Origin of the sequence: Pseudomonas iranensis (genome assembly GCF_014268585.2) — a bacterium.
GTDB lineage: Bacteria > Pseudomonadota > Gammaproteobacteria > Pseudomonadales > Pseudomonadaceae > Aquipseudomonas > Aquipseudomonas iranensis.
The window spans coordinates 5333915-5348634 of record NZ_CP077092.1; the positions used below are offsets into that span (position 1 = coordinate 5333915).

The window sequence follows — 14720 nt, forward strand, 5'->3', positions numbered from 1 at the left end:
TCGACCTAACCCCTTGTTTTACTGGGCTTGGCAAAAGTTGGCACGCACCCTGCTATATGTTTGGTACAAGAACAATAACAAGCAATGCACAAGACAATAAAAATAAGACGAATCGACTCACGCACAATAAAAACAAGACGGCGAGAGGCGCAGCTAACTGATTCTTTTGGAGAGGCGTTGTATTTGGGGCTTGCCCCACGACCAGGCCGAGAACAACAAAAACTGTCCTAAGACAGAGCCTGTACTGGTTGGATCGACAGATCACTGCAATTCAGCGACCAAAGCAATCCGTTTGCTCTTGGCTCCCGATTGGGAGGGTCACGAAGGAAACACTTCGTGGCGAGGGCACTCAACAAAAACAAGAAGCCCGAATCAATAATAAAAAGAGCACGCAACTACTTCTTGGGGAGCTTCGGCTCCCCTTGTAGTTTCTCCCTTCCGTGAAATCCCCCTGCTTTCCCTCCTTCGACCCTTGCAGCTTGCGGCTTGCAGCTCATATCTGCTGCGTCCTACACCATCCCCCGACTAAATGCTAGAATCTGCGCCCATCATGCGGTCATTCATTTGGTATGGCCGAACATTCCTTCAAACAGTGCATCCCATGCTGAAGAAGCTGTTCCAGTCATTCCGAACTCCCGTGCGTCGTACGCAACACATCCGCAGTACCCCTGAAGTGCTCAACAGCGGCCAACATTCGCTGCAGAAAACGCAGTTCAGCCGCTATGCGGTGAATATCGTCGAACGCCTGCAAGGTGCCGGTTACCAGGCTTATCTGGTCGGTGGTTGCGTGCGTGACATGCTGCTGGGCATCACGCCCAAGGACTTCGACGTCGCCACCAGCGCCACCCCCGAGCAGGTGCGTGCCGAATTCCGCAATGCGCGGATCATCGGCCGCCGGTTCAAGCTGGTGCACATCCATTTCGGTCGCGAAATCATTGAAGTCGCGACCTTCCGCGCCAATCACCCGGTCAACGAAGACGACGAAGACAGCAACCAGTCTTCGCGCAACGAGAGCGGGCGCATTCTGCGCGACAACGTCTACGGCACCCTGGAAGAAGACGCGCAACGTCGCGACTTCACCATCAACGCCCTGTATTACGATCCGGTCAGTGAGCGCATTCTCGATTACGCCAATGGCGTGCACGACATCCGCAATCACCTGATCCGCCTGATCGGCGACCCCAAGCAGCGTTACCAGGAAGACCCGGTGCGCATGCTGCGGGCCGTGCGTTTCGCCGCCAAGCTCAACTTCGGCATCGAGAAGCACACCGTGCAGCCTATCCGCGAACTGGCGCCGATGCTGCGCGAGATACCGTCGGCGCGGCTGTTCGAAGAAGTGCTCAAGCTGTTCCTCTCCGGCCACGGCGCGATCACCTTCGAAATGCTGGTCGATCTGCAACTGTTCGCCCCGCTGTTCCCGGCCAGTGCCGAGGCGCTGGAATACAACCCGGAATACACGCACACGCTGATCAGCGAAGCGCTGACCAACACCGACCTGCGCATCAAGCAGAACAAACCGGTAACCCCGGCGTTCCTCTTTGCCGCCCTGCTCTGGCCTGCGCTGCCGGCGCGAGTGTTGCGTCTGCAGGAACGTGGCATGCCGCCGATTCCGGCGATGCAGGAAGCGGCTCATGAGCTGATCGCCGAACAGTGCCAGCGCATCGCGATTCCGAAGCGCTTCACCATGCCGATCCGCGAAATCTGGGACATGCAGGAACGCCTGCCACGGCGCAGTGGCAAACGCGCCGATCTGTTGCTGGACAACCCGCGCTTCCGTGCCGGTTACGATTTCCTCCTGCTGCGTGAAAGCGCCGGCGAGGAGACCGATGGCCTCGGCGAGTGGTGGACCGATTATCAGGACGCCAATGACAGCGAGCGTCGCGACATGATCCGCGACCTCAGCGGCAAGGGCGACGATGCCAGCGGCGCACCGCGCAAACGTCGCCGCAGCGGCGGTTCCAAGCGCAAGCGCGCCGGTGCTTCGAGCGCGACGGGCGAGTAAGCGATGGAACGCATCTACATCGGCCTGGGCAGCAACCTCGCTGACCCGGCCGACCAGTTGCGCAGCGCCATCGCGGCGCTGGGCCAATTGCCGCAGACACGTCTTGCCGGCGTGTCAGCCTTTTATCAAAGCGATTCGCTGCTGCCGGGCCAGCCGCGTTACACCAATGCCGTCGCCGCCCTCGACAGTTCGCTCGCACCGATCGAGCTGCTCGACGCTTTGCAAGCGATCGAAAACGCTCAGGGCCGCGAGCGTCTTGAGCGCTGGGGGCCTCGCACGCTGGATCTGGATATTCTGCTGTTCGGCGATCGCCTGATCGATGAGCCACGGCTGAAAGTGCCGCACTATCACATTCAGGAGCGGGCGTTTGTACTGTATCCGCTGGCTGAACTCGCGCCGCCAGATCTGCGTCTCGCTGATGGCCGCACGCTGACAGACCTGCTGGCCGCCTGCCCGTTCGTCGGCCTCGAACGCCTCTCCCAGTCCTGACAAAAATCTTCTGTGAAATGTGGTTGTGTGGCGAGGGGATTTATCCCCGTTGGGTCGCGGAGCGGCCCCATGTTGTGTACAGCTAGTTCAGATTTGGGCCTGCTTCGCAGTCCAACGGGGATAAATCCCCTCGCCACAGGTCACCTGCCAATCTCCAGTTTTTGTCAGACAAAAATCCCCGAATCAGCCACGCCGCGCCGCTGAATCGCATCAGTAACGCCGGTAACACCGCTCGCGTAACAATGCGGTAACACCCGCAATTGACTTCCTGTTGGCTCATCACGACTATAGGCGTCCCGCTGCCGCCAACCCGGCATGAACGGGCGCAATCCAGGCCTTTCAAAGCACGACACAAGACCGTGCGCCTGAGTAGATGAAGAATCACGCGCGTGACTCGCAGCAGTTTCCAGAGCGCCTGAACGAGGATTTTTTACATGCCAGCCATCACCCTGACCACGCTCCAGAGCCTCAAGCAGAAAGGTGAAAAAATCACCATGCTGACCTGCTATGACGCGACCTTCGCCCACGCCTGCAACGAGGCCGGTGTCGAAGTGCTGCTGGTCGGCGACTCCCTCGGCATGGTTCTGCAGGGTCATGACAGCACCCTGCCGGTGACCACGGCGGAAATGGCCTACCACGTCGCCAGCGTCAAGCGCGGCAATGGCGATGCCCTGATCCTCGCCGACCTGCCGTTCATGGCCAACGCCACCCTCGAACAGACCATGAACAACAGCGCCATGCTGATGCAGGCCGGCGCGCACATGGTCAAGGTCGAAGGTCAGCTGTGGCTGGCGGAGTCGATCCGTCTGCTCGCCGAACGTGGAGTGCCGGTGTGCGCGCACATGGGCCTGACCCCGCAAGCAGTGAACATTCTCGGTGGCTATAAAGTGCAGGGCCGCAATGAGAACCAGGCGCGGCAGATGCGTGCCGATGCGATCGCGCTGGAGCAGGCCGGTGCGGCCATGCTGTTGCTTGAGTGCGTGCCGAGCGAACTGGCGGCAGAAATCAGCCAGGCCGTGAGCATTCCGGTGATCGGTATCGGTGCCGGCAACGCCACCGACGGCCAGGTGCTGGTATTGCACGACATGCTCGGCCTGTCGATCACCGGCCGCGTACCCAAATTCGTCAAGAACTTCATGCAAGGTCAGGACAGCATCCAGTCCGCGCTGAAGGCTTACGTCAGCGAAGTCAAAGCCACCACGTTCCCCGGCATCGAACACGGATTCTCTGCATGAACACCGTCAAAACCGTACGCGAACTGCGCGCCGCCGTCGCCCGCGCGCGCAGTGAAGGCAAGCGCATCGGCTTCGTGCCGACCATGGGCAACCTGCACAGCGGCCACGTCGCACTGATCACCAAAGCTACCCAGCGAGTGGATTTCGTCGTCGCGAGTATTTTCGTCAACCCGCTGCAATTCGGCGCCGGCGAAGACCTCGACAAATACCCGCGCACCCTCGCCGCCGATCAGGAAAAGCTCCTCGAAGCCGGTTGCGACCTGCTGTTTGCGCCGACGGTTGAAGAGATGTACCCGGACGGCATGGCCGGACAAACCCGGGTCAGCGTGCCGCAATTGTCCGAAGGCCTGTGTGGCGCCAGCCGTCCGGGGCACTTCGAAGGTGTGGCGACGGTGGTCAGCAAGCTGTTCAACATGGTCCAGCCGGACCTGGCGATCTTCGGCCAGAAGGATTACCAGCAACTGGCGGTGATCCGCGCACTGGTGCACGACCTGAACATGCCGATCCAGATCATCGGCGAGCCGACCGTGCGTGCAGCGGACGGTCTGGCGCTGTCGTCGCGCAACGGCTTCCTCAATGAAGACCAGCGCGCCGTGGCACCGGTGGTGTATCGCGTGCTGAGCAGCATTGCCGAAGCAATCAAGCAAGGTGAGCGCGATTACCCGGCGCTGATCGCTGCGCAGTTGCAGGTGCTGGAAGCGGCGGGGCTGCGTCCGGATTATCTGGAAATCCGCCATGGCCTGACGTTGCGTCCGGCGACGGCGGAGGATCGCGATCTGGTGATTCTCGCGGCGGCGTTCCTCGGCACCACGCGTTTGATCGACAACCTGCACCTGAATCTCGATAGCCCGATTTAAGCAGCAACGAATTTCCCTGTGGGAGCGAGCCTGCTCGCCAAGGCGGTGTATCAGCGACTTATAAGTTGCCTGACACCACGCCTACGCGAGCAGGCTCGCTCCCACAGGTGTTTTCGGTGCATGCCGGTTGGGCGAAAGTCTTCCGGGCACCTCCGTTTGTCGGCCAGATTCCTCAACGGATGTTAAAAAAGTACAGGGATCTGGTCAGACAAAGTCAAGACAGAACGCAGCGCGAGGTTTACTGTATTCGCCCTGTGTCCAGATCTCGTGTCGACGCAGTTGATCCCATGCGCTAAAAACCCGTGGTTGATCTGTACCGTGTTCAAAAGGCCGTTCAAGTAAAAAGGAAAACCGCAGCGATGGCGTACTACCGCACTCCTCACGACGTTACCGCTCTGCCCGCCTGGCAAGCGTTGAAAGATCACCGCCAAGCCATGCAGGATTTCAGCATGCGCGAGGCCTTCAACGCCGATCCGCAGCGTTTCAATCAGTTCACCCTCAGTAGCTGCGGTCTGTTTCTCGACTATTCGAAGAATTTGATCAACGCCGAGACCCGCAACCTGCTCGTGGGCCTGGCCAATGAAGTCGATCTGAAGGGCGCGATCAAAGCGCTGTTCGACGGCGAAATCGTCAACGCCTCCGAAGGCCGCCCGGCACTGCACACCGCTCTGCGCCGCCCGGTCGGCGACAAGTTGTCGGTCAATGGCGTCAACGTGATGCCGGAAGTACACAAGGTGCTGAACCAGATCACCGATCTGGTCGGCCGCATCCACGATGGCTTGTGGCGTGGCTACACCGAGAAGCCGATCACTGACGTGGTCAATATCGGTATCGGTGGTTCGTTCCTCGGTCCTGAGCTGGTGTCCGAAGCACTGCTGTCCTACGCGCAGAAAGGCGTACGTTGCCACTATCTGGCAAACATCGACGGCAGCGAATTCCACGAGCTGACGCAGAAACTGCGCGCCGAAACCACGCTGTTCATCGTTTCGTCGAAGTCGTTCAACACCCTCGAAACCCTGAAGAACGCTCAGGCCGCACGCGCCTGGTACCTGGCGCAGGGCGGCTCGGAAGCCGAGCTGTATCGCCACTTCATCGCCGTATCGAGCAACAACGCCGCCGCTGTGGCCTTCGGTATCCGCGAAGAAAACATCTTCCCGATGTGGGACTGGGTCGGCGGGCGCTACTCGCTGTGGTCGGCGATCGGTTTGCCGATTGCCCTGGCCATCGGCATGTCCAACTTCAAGGAGCTGCTGTCCGGTGCCTACACCATGGACCAGCATTTCCAGACCGCGCCGTTCGAACAGAACATGCCAGTGCTGCTGGCGCTGCTCGGCGTGTGGTACGGCAACTTCTGGGGTGCGCAGAGCCACGCGATCCTGCCGTACGACCACTACCTGCGCAACATCACCAAGCACTTGCAACAGCTGGACATGGAGTCCAACGGCAAGAGCGTGCGCCAGGACGGCACCTCGGTGTCGACCGATACCGGCCCGGTGATCTGGGGCGGCGTCGGCTGCAACGGTCAGCACGCTTATCACCAGTTGCTGCACCAGGGCACCCAACTGATCCCGGCCGACTTCATCGTGCCGATCGTCAGCTTCAACCCGGTTTCCGACCACCACCAGTGGCTGTACGCCAACTGCCTGTCGCAGAGCCAGGCGCTCATGCTCGGCAAGACCCTGCCGGAAGCCGAAGCCGAACTGCGCGACAAAGGCATGGGCGAAGACGACGTGCGCAAACTTGCGCCGCACAAGGTGATCCCGGGCAATCGTCCGAGCAACACCCTGGTGGTCGAACGCATCAGCCCGCGTCGCCTCGGCGCCCTGGTTGCGATGTATGAGCACAAAGTGTTCGTACAAAGCGTGGTCTGGGGCATCAACGCCTTCGACCAGTGGGGTGTGGAACTGGGCAAGGAATTGGGCAAAGGCGTCTACAACCGTCTGGTCGGCAGCGACGAGACCGTGGCTGACGATGCCTCGACTCAGGGCCTGATCAACTACTTCCGCGGGCGTCATCGCGGCTGATAAAAGCCTTCGGGCACAACGCTGTTCCCCTGTGGGAGCGAGCCTGCTCGCGAAATCGGTGCGTCATTCAACACTGTGTTGACTGATCCGCCGCGTTCGCGAGCAGGCTCGCTCCCACAGTTGTTTTGGCGCATGACTTGAACCTGTGCAGCGCTCGGCGCATCTTTATTCGTGTCGCACCACAAGAATAAGGAACCGTCATGTTCGATATCAGCACGTTCCCCAAAGCCGATGCCGTGCGCCAGGCCGCTCAGTTGAGCCAGGACGAGTATCGGCGCCTGTACCGCGAATCGATTGAGCACCCCAGTGCCTTCTGGGCCGAGCAGGCCACGCGCTTCCTCGATTGGAGCACGCCGTGGCAGACCGTTCAGCGCTATGACCTGAAAACCGGTGAAGCCGCCTGGTTTGCCGGCGGCAAGCTCAACGTCAGTTACAACTGCATCGACCGTCACCTCAAGCTCCGTGGAGAGCAGACCGCCCTGCTCTGGGAAGGCGATGATCCTGCCGAATCGGCGCAGATCACTTACAACAAACTCCATCACCACGTCTGCCGTCTGGCCAACGTGCTGAAAAGCCGTGGCGTAAAGAAAGGCGACCGGGTGTGCATCTACATGCCGATGATCCCCGAAGCCGCCTACGCCATGCTCGCCTGCGCACGAATCGGCGCGATTCATTCGGTGGTGTTCGGCGGATTTTCCCCGGATTCCCTGCGTGATCGAATCCTCGACGCCGACTGCCGTACCGTGATCACGGCCGATGAAGGCGTGCGCGGCGGCCGCTTCGTGCCGCTGAAAAACAACGTCGACAAAGCCCTGCAGAGTTGCCCGAACGTCAGCACCGTGGTGGTGGTCGAGCGCACTCAGGGCCAGGTCGATTGGGTCGAAGGCCGTGACCTCTGGTATCACCAGGCCGTGCGCGAGGTCAGCGACGACTGCCCGCCGGAACCGATGGACGCTGAAGACCCGCTGTTCATCCTCTACACCTCCGGCAGCACCGGCAAACCCAAAGGCGTGCTGCACACCACCGGCGGCTACCTGCTGCAAGCAGCAATGACCTTCAAGTACGTGCTGGATTACCGCGACGGCGAAGTGTTCTGGTGCACCGCCGACGTCGGCTGGGTCACCGGCCACAGTTACATCGTCTACGGGCCGCTGGCCAACGGTGCGACCACACTGATGTTCGAAGGCGTGCCGAGCTACCCGAGCAGTTCGCGCTTCTGGCAGGTCATCGACAAGCACAAGGTGAACATTTTCTACACCGCACCCACCGCCCTGCGCGCGCTGATGCGCGAAGGCGCCGGACCGTTGAAGGAAACGTCGCGCGCCAGCCTCAGATTGCTCGGCAGCGTCGGTGAGCCGATCAATCCGGAAGCGTGGGAATGGTATTTCAATGCTGTCGGTGAACAGCGCTGCCCGATCGTCGACACCTGGTGGCAGACCGAAACCGGCGGCATCATGCTCAGCCCGCTGGTCAGCGCGCAGCGGATCAAACCGGGCTGCGCGACGCAACCGATGTTTGGCGTGCAACCGGTGTTGCTTGACGAAGTCGGCAAGGAAATCAAAGGCGCCGGCAGTGGCGTGCTGGCGATCAAATCCAGCTGGCCGGCGCAGATTCGCAGCGTCTACGGCGATCCGCAGCGGATGATCGACACCTACTTCAAACCCTACCCCGGCTATTACTTCACCGGCGACGGCGCCCGCCGCGACGAGGACGGCGATTACTGGATCACCGGACGCATCGACGACGTGATCAACGTCTCCGGCCACCGCATTGGCACCGCCGAAGTGGAAAGCGCCCTGGTGCTGCACGACAGCATCGCCGAGGCCGCCGTGGTCGGTTATCCCCACGATGTCAAAGGCCAGGGCATCTACGCGTTCGTCACGCCAATGAACGGCACCGAGGCCAACGAAGAGCTGAAGAAAGACCTGCTGGCGCATGTCAGCAAGGAGATCGGCAGCTTCGCCAAACCGGACCTGATCCAGTGGGCGCCGGCGCTGCCAAAGACCCGTTCGGGCAAGATCATGCGGCGGATTCTGCGCAAGATTGCCTGCAATGAGCTCGACAGTCTGGGCGATACTTCGACGCTGGCTGATCCGAGTGTGGTGCAGGACCTCGTTGATAAACGTTTGAATCAATAGATTCAAGAGCAGGCTCGCTGCCACAGGTGATCGCATTGCACATGTGGCAGCGAGCCTGCTCGCGAAGGCCATCACGCGATCACCCGGCAAACTGTTAAACTCCCGCGCCCCAATTCCCCTCAGCAAGGCGCCCGCATGTCTTCCTTGAATCAGGCGCTGCGCGCCGCCCTCGATCAACGCCAGGACCTGCTCGCTGCGCTGCACAGCCAGGGCACCGATTGCTATCGGCTGTTCCATGGCAGCCAGGAAGGTGCGGGCGGCCTGACCATCGACCGCTACGGCCCGCAACTGCTGGTGCAGAGTTTTCACCAGACGCTCGAACGTGATGATCTGCTGCAACTGCACGCCATGGTCAACCAGACGCTGGGCTTCGACAGCCTGCTGGTCTACAACGACCGCTCCCGTGGCAACTCGCGGATCGATCGCGAGGACAGCGTCTATAAAGCCGATGACGCCGCACTGGCCGATCTGGTCGGGCATGAATGGGGTCTGAACTACCGCGTGCGTGGGCGTCATGCCGGGCAGGATCCGCTGCTGTTCCTCGACCTGCGCAACACCCGTGGCTGGGTCAAGGATCACGCGCAAGGCAAAAGCGTGCTCAACCTGTTCGCTTACACCTGTGGCGTTGGCCTCAGTGCGGCGGCGGGCGGTGCGCGCGAGGTGTGCAACCTGGACTTTGCCGAGGGCAATCTGGCGGTCGGTCGGGAGAATGGTTTGCTCAATCCGCATCTGCCGGAGATGCAATTCATTCAGTCCGATTACTTTCCGGCAATCCGCCAGCTCGCTGGCCTGCCGATCAGTCAGCGGCGCGGGCAGAAGTTGCCGAGCTATCAGCGCATCGAACAGCGCCAATACGATCTGGTCCTGCTCGATCCGCCGGCGTGGGCCAAAAGCGCATTCGGCACCGTCGACCTGCTACGCGATTATCAGAGCCTGCTCAAACCGGCGCTGCTGACCACCGCCGACGATGGCGTGCTGATCTGCTGCAACAACCTGGCGAAAGTCAGCATGGACGACTGGCGCGAACAAGTGCTGCGCTGCGCCGAAAAAGCCGGCCGCCCGGTGCGCGAATGGAGCGTGATGACCCCGGGCGCCGACTTCCCCTCGCAGGACCAGCAGCCACCGTTGAAAACGCTGATCTTGCAGCTGTGATCCCTCCGGCATGAGCGATTACATTCCCCTGTGGGAGCGAGCCTGCTCGCGAAAGCGCAGTGTCAGTCGACTTGTTTTTCACTGAACCAGCGCATTCGCGAGCAGGCTCGCTCCCACAAGGGAGATCTGTTCCTACAGAAATTTCTGAACAATCCTGTCCCACATCAAGCACTTCGGAACCAGAATCGCGTGCCATACTCCAAGGCACTCCGATTCAGACAGATGAAGCCGCACATGCCCAAAGGATTGATTCGCGCGATTGGCGCACTGCTGACAGCCCTGGCCCTCTACAGCCTGCTGGGGTTTCTGATCCTGCCGGGCATTGCCTTGCGCGTGGCCAACCAGCAACTGGCCAACTACGCGACGGTGCCGGCGCATCTGCAGCGCATCGAACTCAACCCGTTCAGCCTGGAAGTTTCCCTGTGGGGCCTGGTCATCGGCGAGCCGGGCAAGGAGCAGGTCGGCTTCGATCGCCTCTATGCCAACCTGCAAATCGACAGCCTGTGGACCAAGGCCCTGCACCTGTCCGACATCGAACTGGACAAACCCAAAAGCGAAATCCTCTTCGCCAAGGACGGCAAGCTCAACCTGCTGGGCCTGTTCAACCTGCCGCCGAGCGAGCCGACACCCGCCGATCCCGACGCCAAGCCATTCCCGCTGCGTATCGACAACATCAAACTGGCCGGCGGCGTGGTGCATTTCGAGGATATGCGGCCCAGTGAGCCGATCGAATTTCTTTACGACGACCTCAGTTTCGAGCTGAAAAACCTCAGCACCCTGCCCGAGGACAGCGCCGACATGACCCTCGTCGCCATCGGCCCCGCTGGCGGGCGGATCGACTGGACCGGCAATTTCAGCCTGATCCCGTTCACCTCCGAAGGCACCCTGAAAGTCACCGATGGCCAGATGAAATCCTTCTGGCCCTACGTGCGTGACGCCGTGCCGCTGGTACTGGAAAACGGCGTGGTCAGCCTCAGCACCGAGTACAAACTCAACCTGTCAAAACAGACCGAACTGCTGCTGAACAACGTCGCGGTGAGCATTGCGCCGTTCGCCATCAAGGCTCCGGACGGACGTCCGCTGGCCAGGCTTGAACGCCTCGACGTCAGCGAAACCTCGCTCGACCTGGCCAAGCAGCAAGTGGTGGTCGGCAAGATCCGCAGCAACAAACTGGAAACCTGGGCGGCGCTGGAAGCCGACGGCCAGTTGGACTGGCAGAAGCTGTTCGCCAGCCAACCGTCGAAACCGGCGGCCAAAGCCGCTGCCGAACCTACGGATACACCGGCCGCCGCCGACTCGCCGAAACCTGAGCCAAGCGCCCCGAGCAAGCCATGGCAGGTGCTGGTCAAGGATGTGCAACTGCGCAACTACACGGTCCATCTCGCCGACCGCTCGGCGCAACCGGCGGTGGCGCTGGACATCACCCCGCTGAACGTGGACCTGCAGGATTTCGACAGCCTCAACGGCTCGCCTTTCAAGCTCAAGCTCGACAGCGGTCTGGGCAAGCAAGGCAAGATCAGCGCCGACGGTACGGTCAATCTGGCCCCGGTCAACGCACAGCTCAACGTGAAAACCGAGGACGTCGACCTGCGTGTCGCGCAGTCCTACATCAACCCGTTCATTCGCCTGGAACTGCGCAGCGGCATGCTCGGCAGTGACCTCAAGGTCAACCTGAAGAGCACCGAGCCACTGGCCCTCAGCGTCACCGGCCGCGCGCAGATTGATCAACTGCACACCCTCGATACGCTGAAGACCCGCGACTTCCTCAAATGGCAGCAAGTGGTGGTCGACGGCATCAATTATCAGCACGGCGACAGCCTGTCGATCGACAAGGTCAACCTGTTGCAGCCGTATGTGCGTTTCATGATCAACGACGATCGCACCACCAACGTCGACGACCTGCTGATCCCGCAACCGGCCGACAGCGGAGCAAAAAGCACCGCAGCCAAACCGGCCGGCAAGGACAAACCGCTGGGCATTCACATCGGTGCGATTGCGATCAACGACGGCTCGGCCAACTTTGCCGACTTCAGCCTGACGCCGAATTTCGCCACCGCCGTGCAGCAGCTCAACGGTCAGATCGGCACCATCGACAGCCGTCAGGCAAAACCGGCCAGCGTTGACATCAAAGGCAAGGTCGACCGTTATGCGCCGGTGACCATCAAGGGTGCGGTCAATCCGTTCGACCCGATGGCCAGCCTCGACATCGCCACCAGCTTCAAGCGCGTCGAACTGACGACCCTGACGCCCTACTCCGGCAAGTTCGCCGGCTACCGCATCCGCAAGGGCCGGCTCAACCTCGATCTGCACTACCTGATCACCAAGGGCCAACTGAAAGCCGAGAACAAAGTCGTCGTCGAGCAGCTGCAACTGGGCGAGAAGGTCGACAGCCCTGATGCAGTGAGTCTGCCGCTGAAACTGGCGATCGCCCTGCTCAAGGACGTCGACGGCAAGATCTCCATCGAATTACCGGTGACCGGCGACCTGAATAATCCACAGTTCAGCGTGATGCCGATCGTCTGGCAGACCCTTCGCAACCTGATCGTCAAAGCCGCCGCCGCGCCGTTCAAGATGATCGGCGGGCTGGTCAGTGGCGGCGGCTCCGAAGACCTCGGCACGGTGTCCTTCGCGCCGGGCTCCAGCGATCTGAGCAAAGACGCCGAAGCGGCGCTGGTGAAACTGTCGCAAGCGCTCAAGGAACGTCCGGCGCTGCGCCTGGAAATCGAAGGCACTGCCGCGAAGAGCAGTGATGGGCCACTGCTCGCCGAGCAACGTCTGGAACGCGAATACCAATACAACTACTACAAGATGCTCCAGCGCCGTGGCGACAAAGTCCCGGCCCAGGCCTCGCTGCTGCAAGTACCCGAAGGCGAGAAAGGCGCATTGCTCGAAGGGATTTACCGCACCCGCCTGAAAACCCAGCCACCGGCAGAATGGAAAGACCTGGGCAAGGAAGAACGCACGGCAAAAATGCGCCAAGGCGTGATCGCGTTCTGGAGCGGCAGCGAGGTGCTGTTGCGACAGTTGGGCCAGGATCGCGCCAGCACCATCAAGGATTACCTGGTCGACAAGGGCAAGCTGGAAGATGACCGCGTGTACTTCATCGACGCCAACCTCGGCGAGGCCGAAAGCGATGGCCGCGTGGTCACGCAAATGCACCTGGATGCAGAATGACCGTGCGTAACTGGCTGGCTGTGCTCGCTCTGACCTGCGCCGCCGGCCACGCGTCGGCTTCGGATACATTGCGCTGCGGCAGCCAGTTGATCAGCCTCGGCGACCGCGCCAGCGAGGTGCAGCAAAAATGCGGCGAGCCGGTCAGTCGCGACGTGCTCGGCTACAAGCGCAGTGCCAATCGCCGCGAAGAGTTTCAGGTCGAGGAATGGACCTACGGCCCGAACAACGGCATGTATCAATACCTGCGCTTCGAAGGCAATCGCCTGCGGCAGATCAACAGCAAACGCGGTAACTAAGCCTTACGAAATTCACCCTGTGGGAGCGAGCCTGCTCGCGAATACGGTCTGTCTACTGACGAACTTGTCGGCTGACACTACGCATTCGCGAGCAGGCTCGCTCCCACATTGGTATTGCCCAAAATAGAACAGGCCCCGACACAAGTGCCGGGGCCTGTAATGGTCACATCCGTGTGACCGTTCGCATGAACTCTAAAGTTGCGGCAGACGTATTGCTCGGCCCGTCTGTCGCGTCTTCTCCCGGTTCAGGCGAGAAGTCTTGCCTTACTCGGCTTTCAGGCCGTCAGCGGAGACCGCTTTAACGCCTTTGATTTTCTTGGCAATGCCTACGGCGACTTCTTTCTGCGACTCGGTTACCGCAGTGGTCGACGACAGGGAAACTACACCCTTGTTGGTTTCGACTTTGATGTCGGTGCCTGGAATGCCTTTTTCGGTAACCAGGTCAGCTTTGACCTTGGTGGTGATCCAGGTGTCGCTGGTATCTTGTTTCATTTCGGTAACTTCACCGGCAGCCAGAACCATCGGCGCTTGGGTAGCCTGAGCGGACTGGGCGAAAGCGCCACCAGCCATGGTCAGGGTCAGAGCGGTAGCAGCGGCAGTGATAGCGAACTTCTTCATACGAGTAACTCCTGTTTTTACTGGAAGTCTGCTGTAACGCTTGTCAGCAGGGTTACCGGAGATATTGCGAACGCTGTGCCAACTTTTTCTGGCATGCCAATTCGTTTAAAAACAACGAGTTACGAAAACAGGCTATTTTCGTTTTCATGCAAAATGCATGACTCGCCCAATCTTCGCATGCAAGTTGCGGTTTTCTGGAAAGTTCATAAGCTGCTGAAATTATTGGAGCTTTTGTGAAGTGTCGGGATATGAAAATGCCCCGCAGTGCGGGGCATTCTGATTATTCACCTTTGTGATTACGTACCGCTGGCCGTGCAACCGCGCGGAGAATAATCAGAGTTGACCGTCGTCGCACACGTCCAAACACCGGAGGTATTCCCCGTCGCCGCCCCGGAACGAGAAAGCGTAATGGTTTTACCTAACACCGGACCTGGTGCATTGAGCAGGGTACAGGTAAGCGTGCCTTCGCCAGTCGCGGCTGTGCCTGTAACTGCCAACGTACAGTTGGAGGTAGTAGTCGCACCATTGGCAACGTTGGCCAGAGTTGGAGCTGTGCCTTGATTGATCGTGTCCTCGAACGGCACTTTCAATGCACTAATCTCCGCCAACCCCGCCGTAACCTTCGACCGCGCCTGATACTTCGAATACTGAGGCAGGGCGATAGTCGCCAGAATGCCGATGATCGCCACGACGATCAGCAGCTCGATCAATGTGAAACCTTGTTGTTTTTTCATA

At 60.3% G+C, this 14720-nt stretch carries 11 protein-coding genes; 9 read left to right on the plus strand and 2 right to left on the minus strand.

Features of this window, described 5'->3' with window-relative positions; translation table 11 throughout:
• The first annotated feature begins 601 nt into the window (after nucleotides 1–601).
• From HU724_RS24010 to HU724_RS24050, 9 genes are all read left to right on the plus strand, one after another.
• On the plus strand, nucleotides 602–2002 hold the full coding sequence (locus HU724_RS24010; protein ID WP_016773164.1) for a polynucleotide adenylyltransferase PcnB: 1401 nt from the start codon (nucleotides 602–604) through the stop codon (nucleotides 2000–2002).
• 3 nt (nucleotides 2003–2005) lie between these two features.
• On the plus strand, nucleotides 2006–2491 hold the full coding sequence (folK, locus tag HU724_RS24015) for a 2-amino-4-hydroxy-6-hydroxymethyldihydropteridine diphosphokinase (RefSeq protein WP_186569362.1): 486 nt from the start codon (nucleotides 2006–2008) through the stop codon (nucleotides 2489–2491).
• Nucleotides 2492–2925: 434 nt separating this feature from the next.
• Complete coding sequence (gene panB, locus HU724_RS24020; protein ID WP_122750964.1) at nucleotides 2926–3726, plus strand: 3-methyl-2-oxobutanoate hydroxymethyltransferase; 801 nt, start codon at nucleotides 2926–2928, stop codon at nucleotides 3724–3726.
• Nucleotides 3723–4583 (plus strand): pantoate--beta-alanine ligase, encoded by an 861-nt coding sequence (gene panC / locus HU724_RS24025; protein WP_024014335.1) that lies wholly within the window; start codon nucleotides 3723–3725, stop codon nucleotides 4581–4583. Before panB ends, panC begins: the two co-directional genes overlap by 4 nt.
• Nucleotides 4584–4942: 359 nt before the next feature.
• Entirely contained in the window at nucleotides 4943–6607 is a 1665-nt protein-coding gene (gene pgi, locus HU724_RS24030) for a glucose-6-phosphate isomerase (RefSeq protein WP_016773160.1), read from the plus strand.
• 200 nt (nucleotides 6608–6807) lie between these two features.
• A complete protein-coding gene (gene acs, locus HU724_RS24035) occupies nucleotides 6808–8745 on the plus strand; it encodes an acetate--CoA ligase (protein WP_186569363.1) in 1938 nt (645 codons plus the stop codon).
• Between the two features lie 135 nt (nucleotides 8746–8880).
• Nucleotides 8881–9897: a class I SAM-dependent rRNA methyltransferase gene (locus tag HU724_RS24040; protein WP_186569364.1), complete on the plus strand. Its 1017-nt coding sequence runs from the start codon at nucleotides 8881–8883 to the stop codon at nucleotides 9895–9897.
• Between the two features lie 222 nt (nucleotides 9898–10119).
• On the plus strand, nucleotides 10120–13071 hold the full coding sequence (locus HU724_RS24045; RefSeq protein ID WP_130902764.1) for a DUF748 domain-containing protein: 2952 nt from the start codon (nucleotides 10120–10122) through the stop codon (nucleotides 13069–13071).
• A complete protein-coding gene (locus HU724_RS24050) occupies nucleotides 13068–13367 on the plus strand; it encodes a DUF2845 domain-containing protein (protein WP_186569365.1) in 300 nt (99 codons plus the stop codon). Before HU724_RS24045 ends, HU724_RS24050 begins: the two co-directional genes overlap by 4 nt.
• A 264-nt stretch (nucleotides 13368–13631) precedes the next feature.
• On the opposite strand, the gene HU724_RS24055 is transcribed toward HU724_RS24050, so the two are convergent.
• Together HU724_RS24055 and HU724_RS24060 are read right to left on the minus strand one after the other, a co-directional pair.
• The gene (locus tag HU724_RS24055) at nucleotides 13632–13985 is read right to left on the minus strand and encodes a BON domain-containing protein (protein ID WP_016773155.1); all 354 of its coding nucleotides are present in this window, start codon (nucleotides 13983–13985) and stop codon (nucleotides 13632–13634) included.
• 296 nt (nucleotides 13986–14281) lie between these two features.
• Nucleotides 14282–14719 (minus strand): pilin, encoded by a 438-nt coding sequence (locus HU724_RS24060; protein WP_073475464.1) that lies wholly within the window; start codon nucleotides 14717–14719, stop codon nucleotides 14282–14284.
• Between the last annotated feature and the right edge of the window lies 1 nt (nucleotide 14720).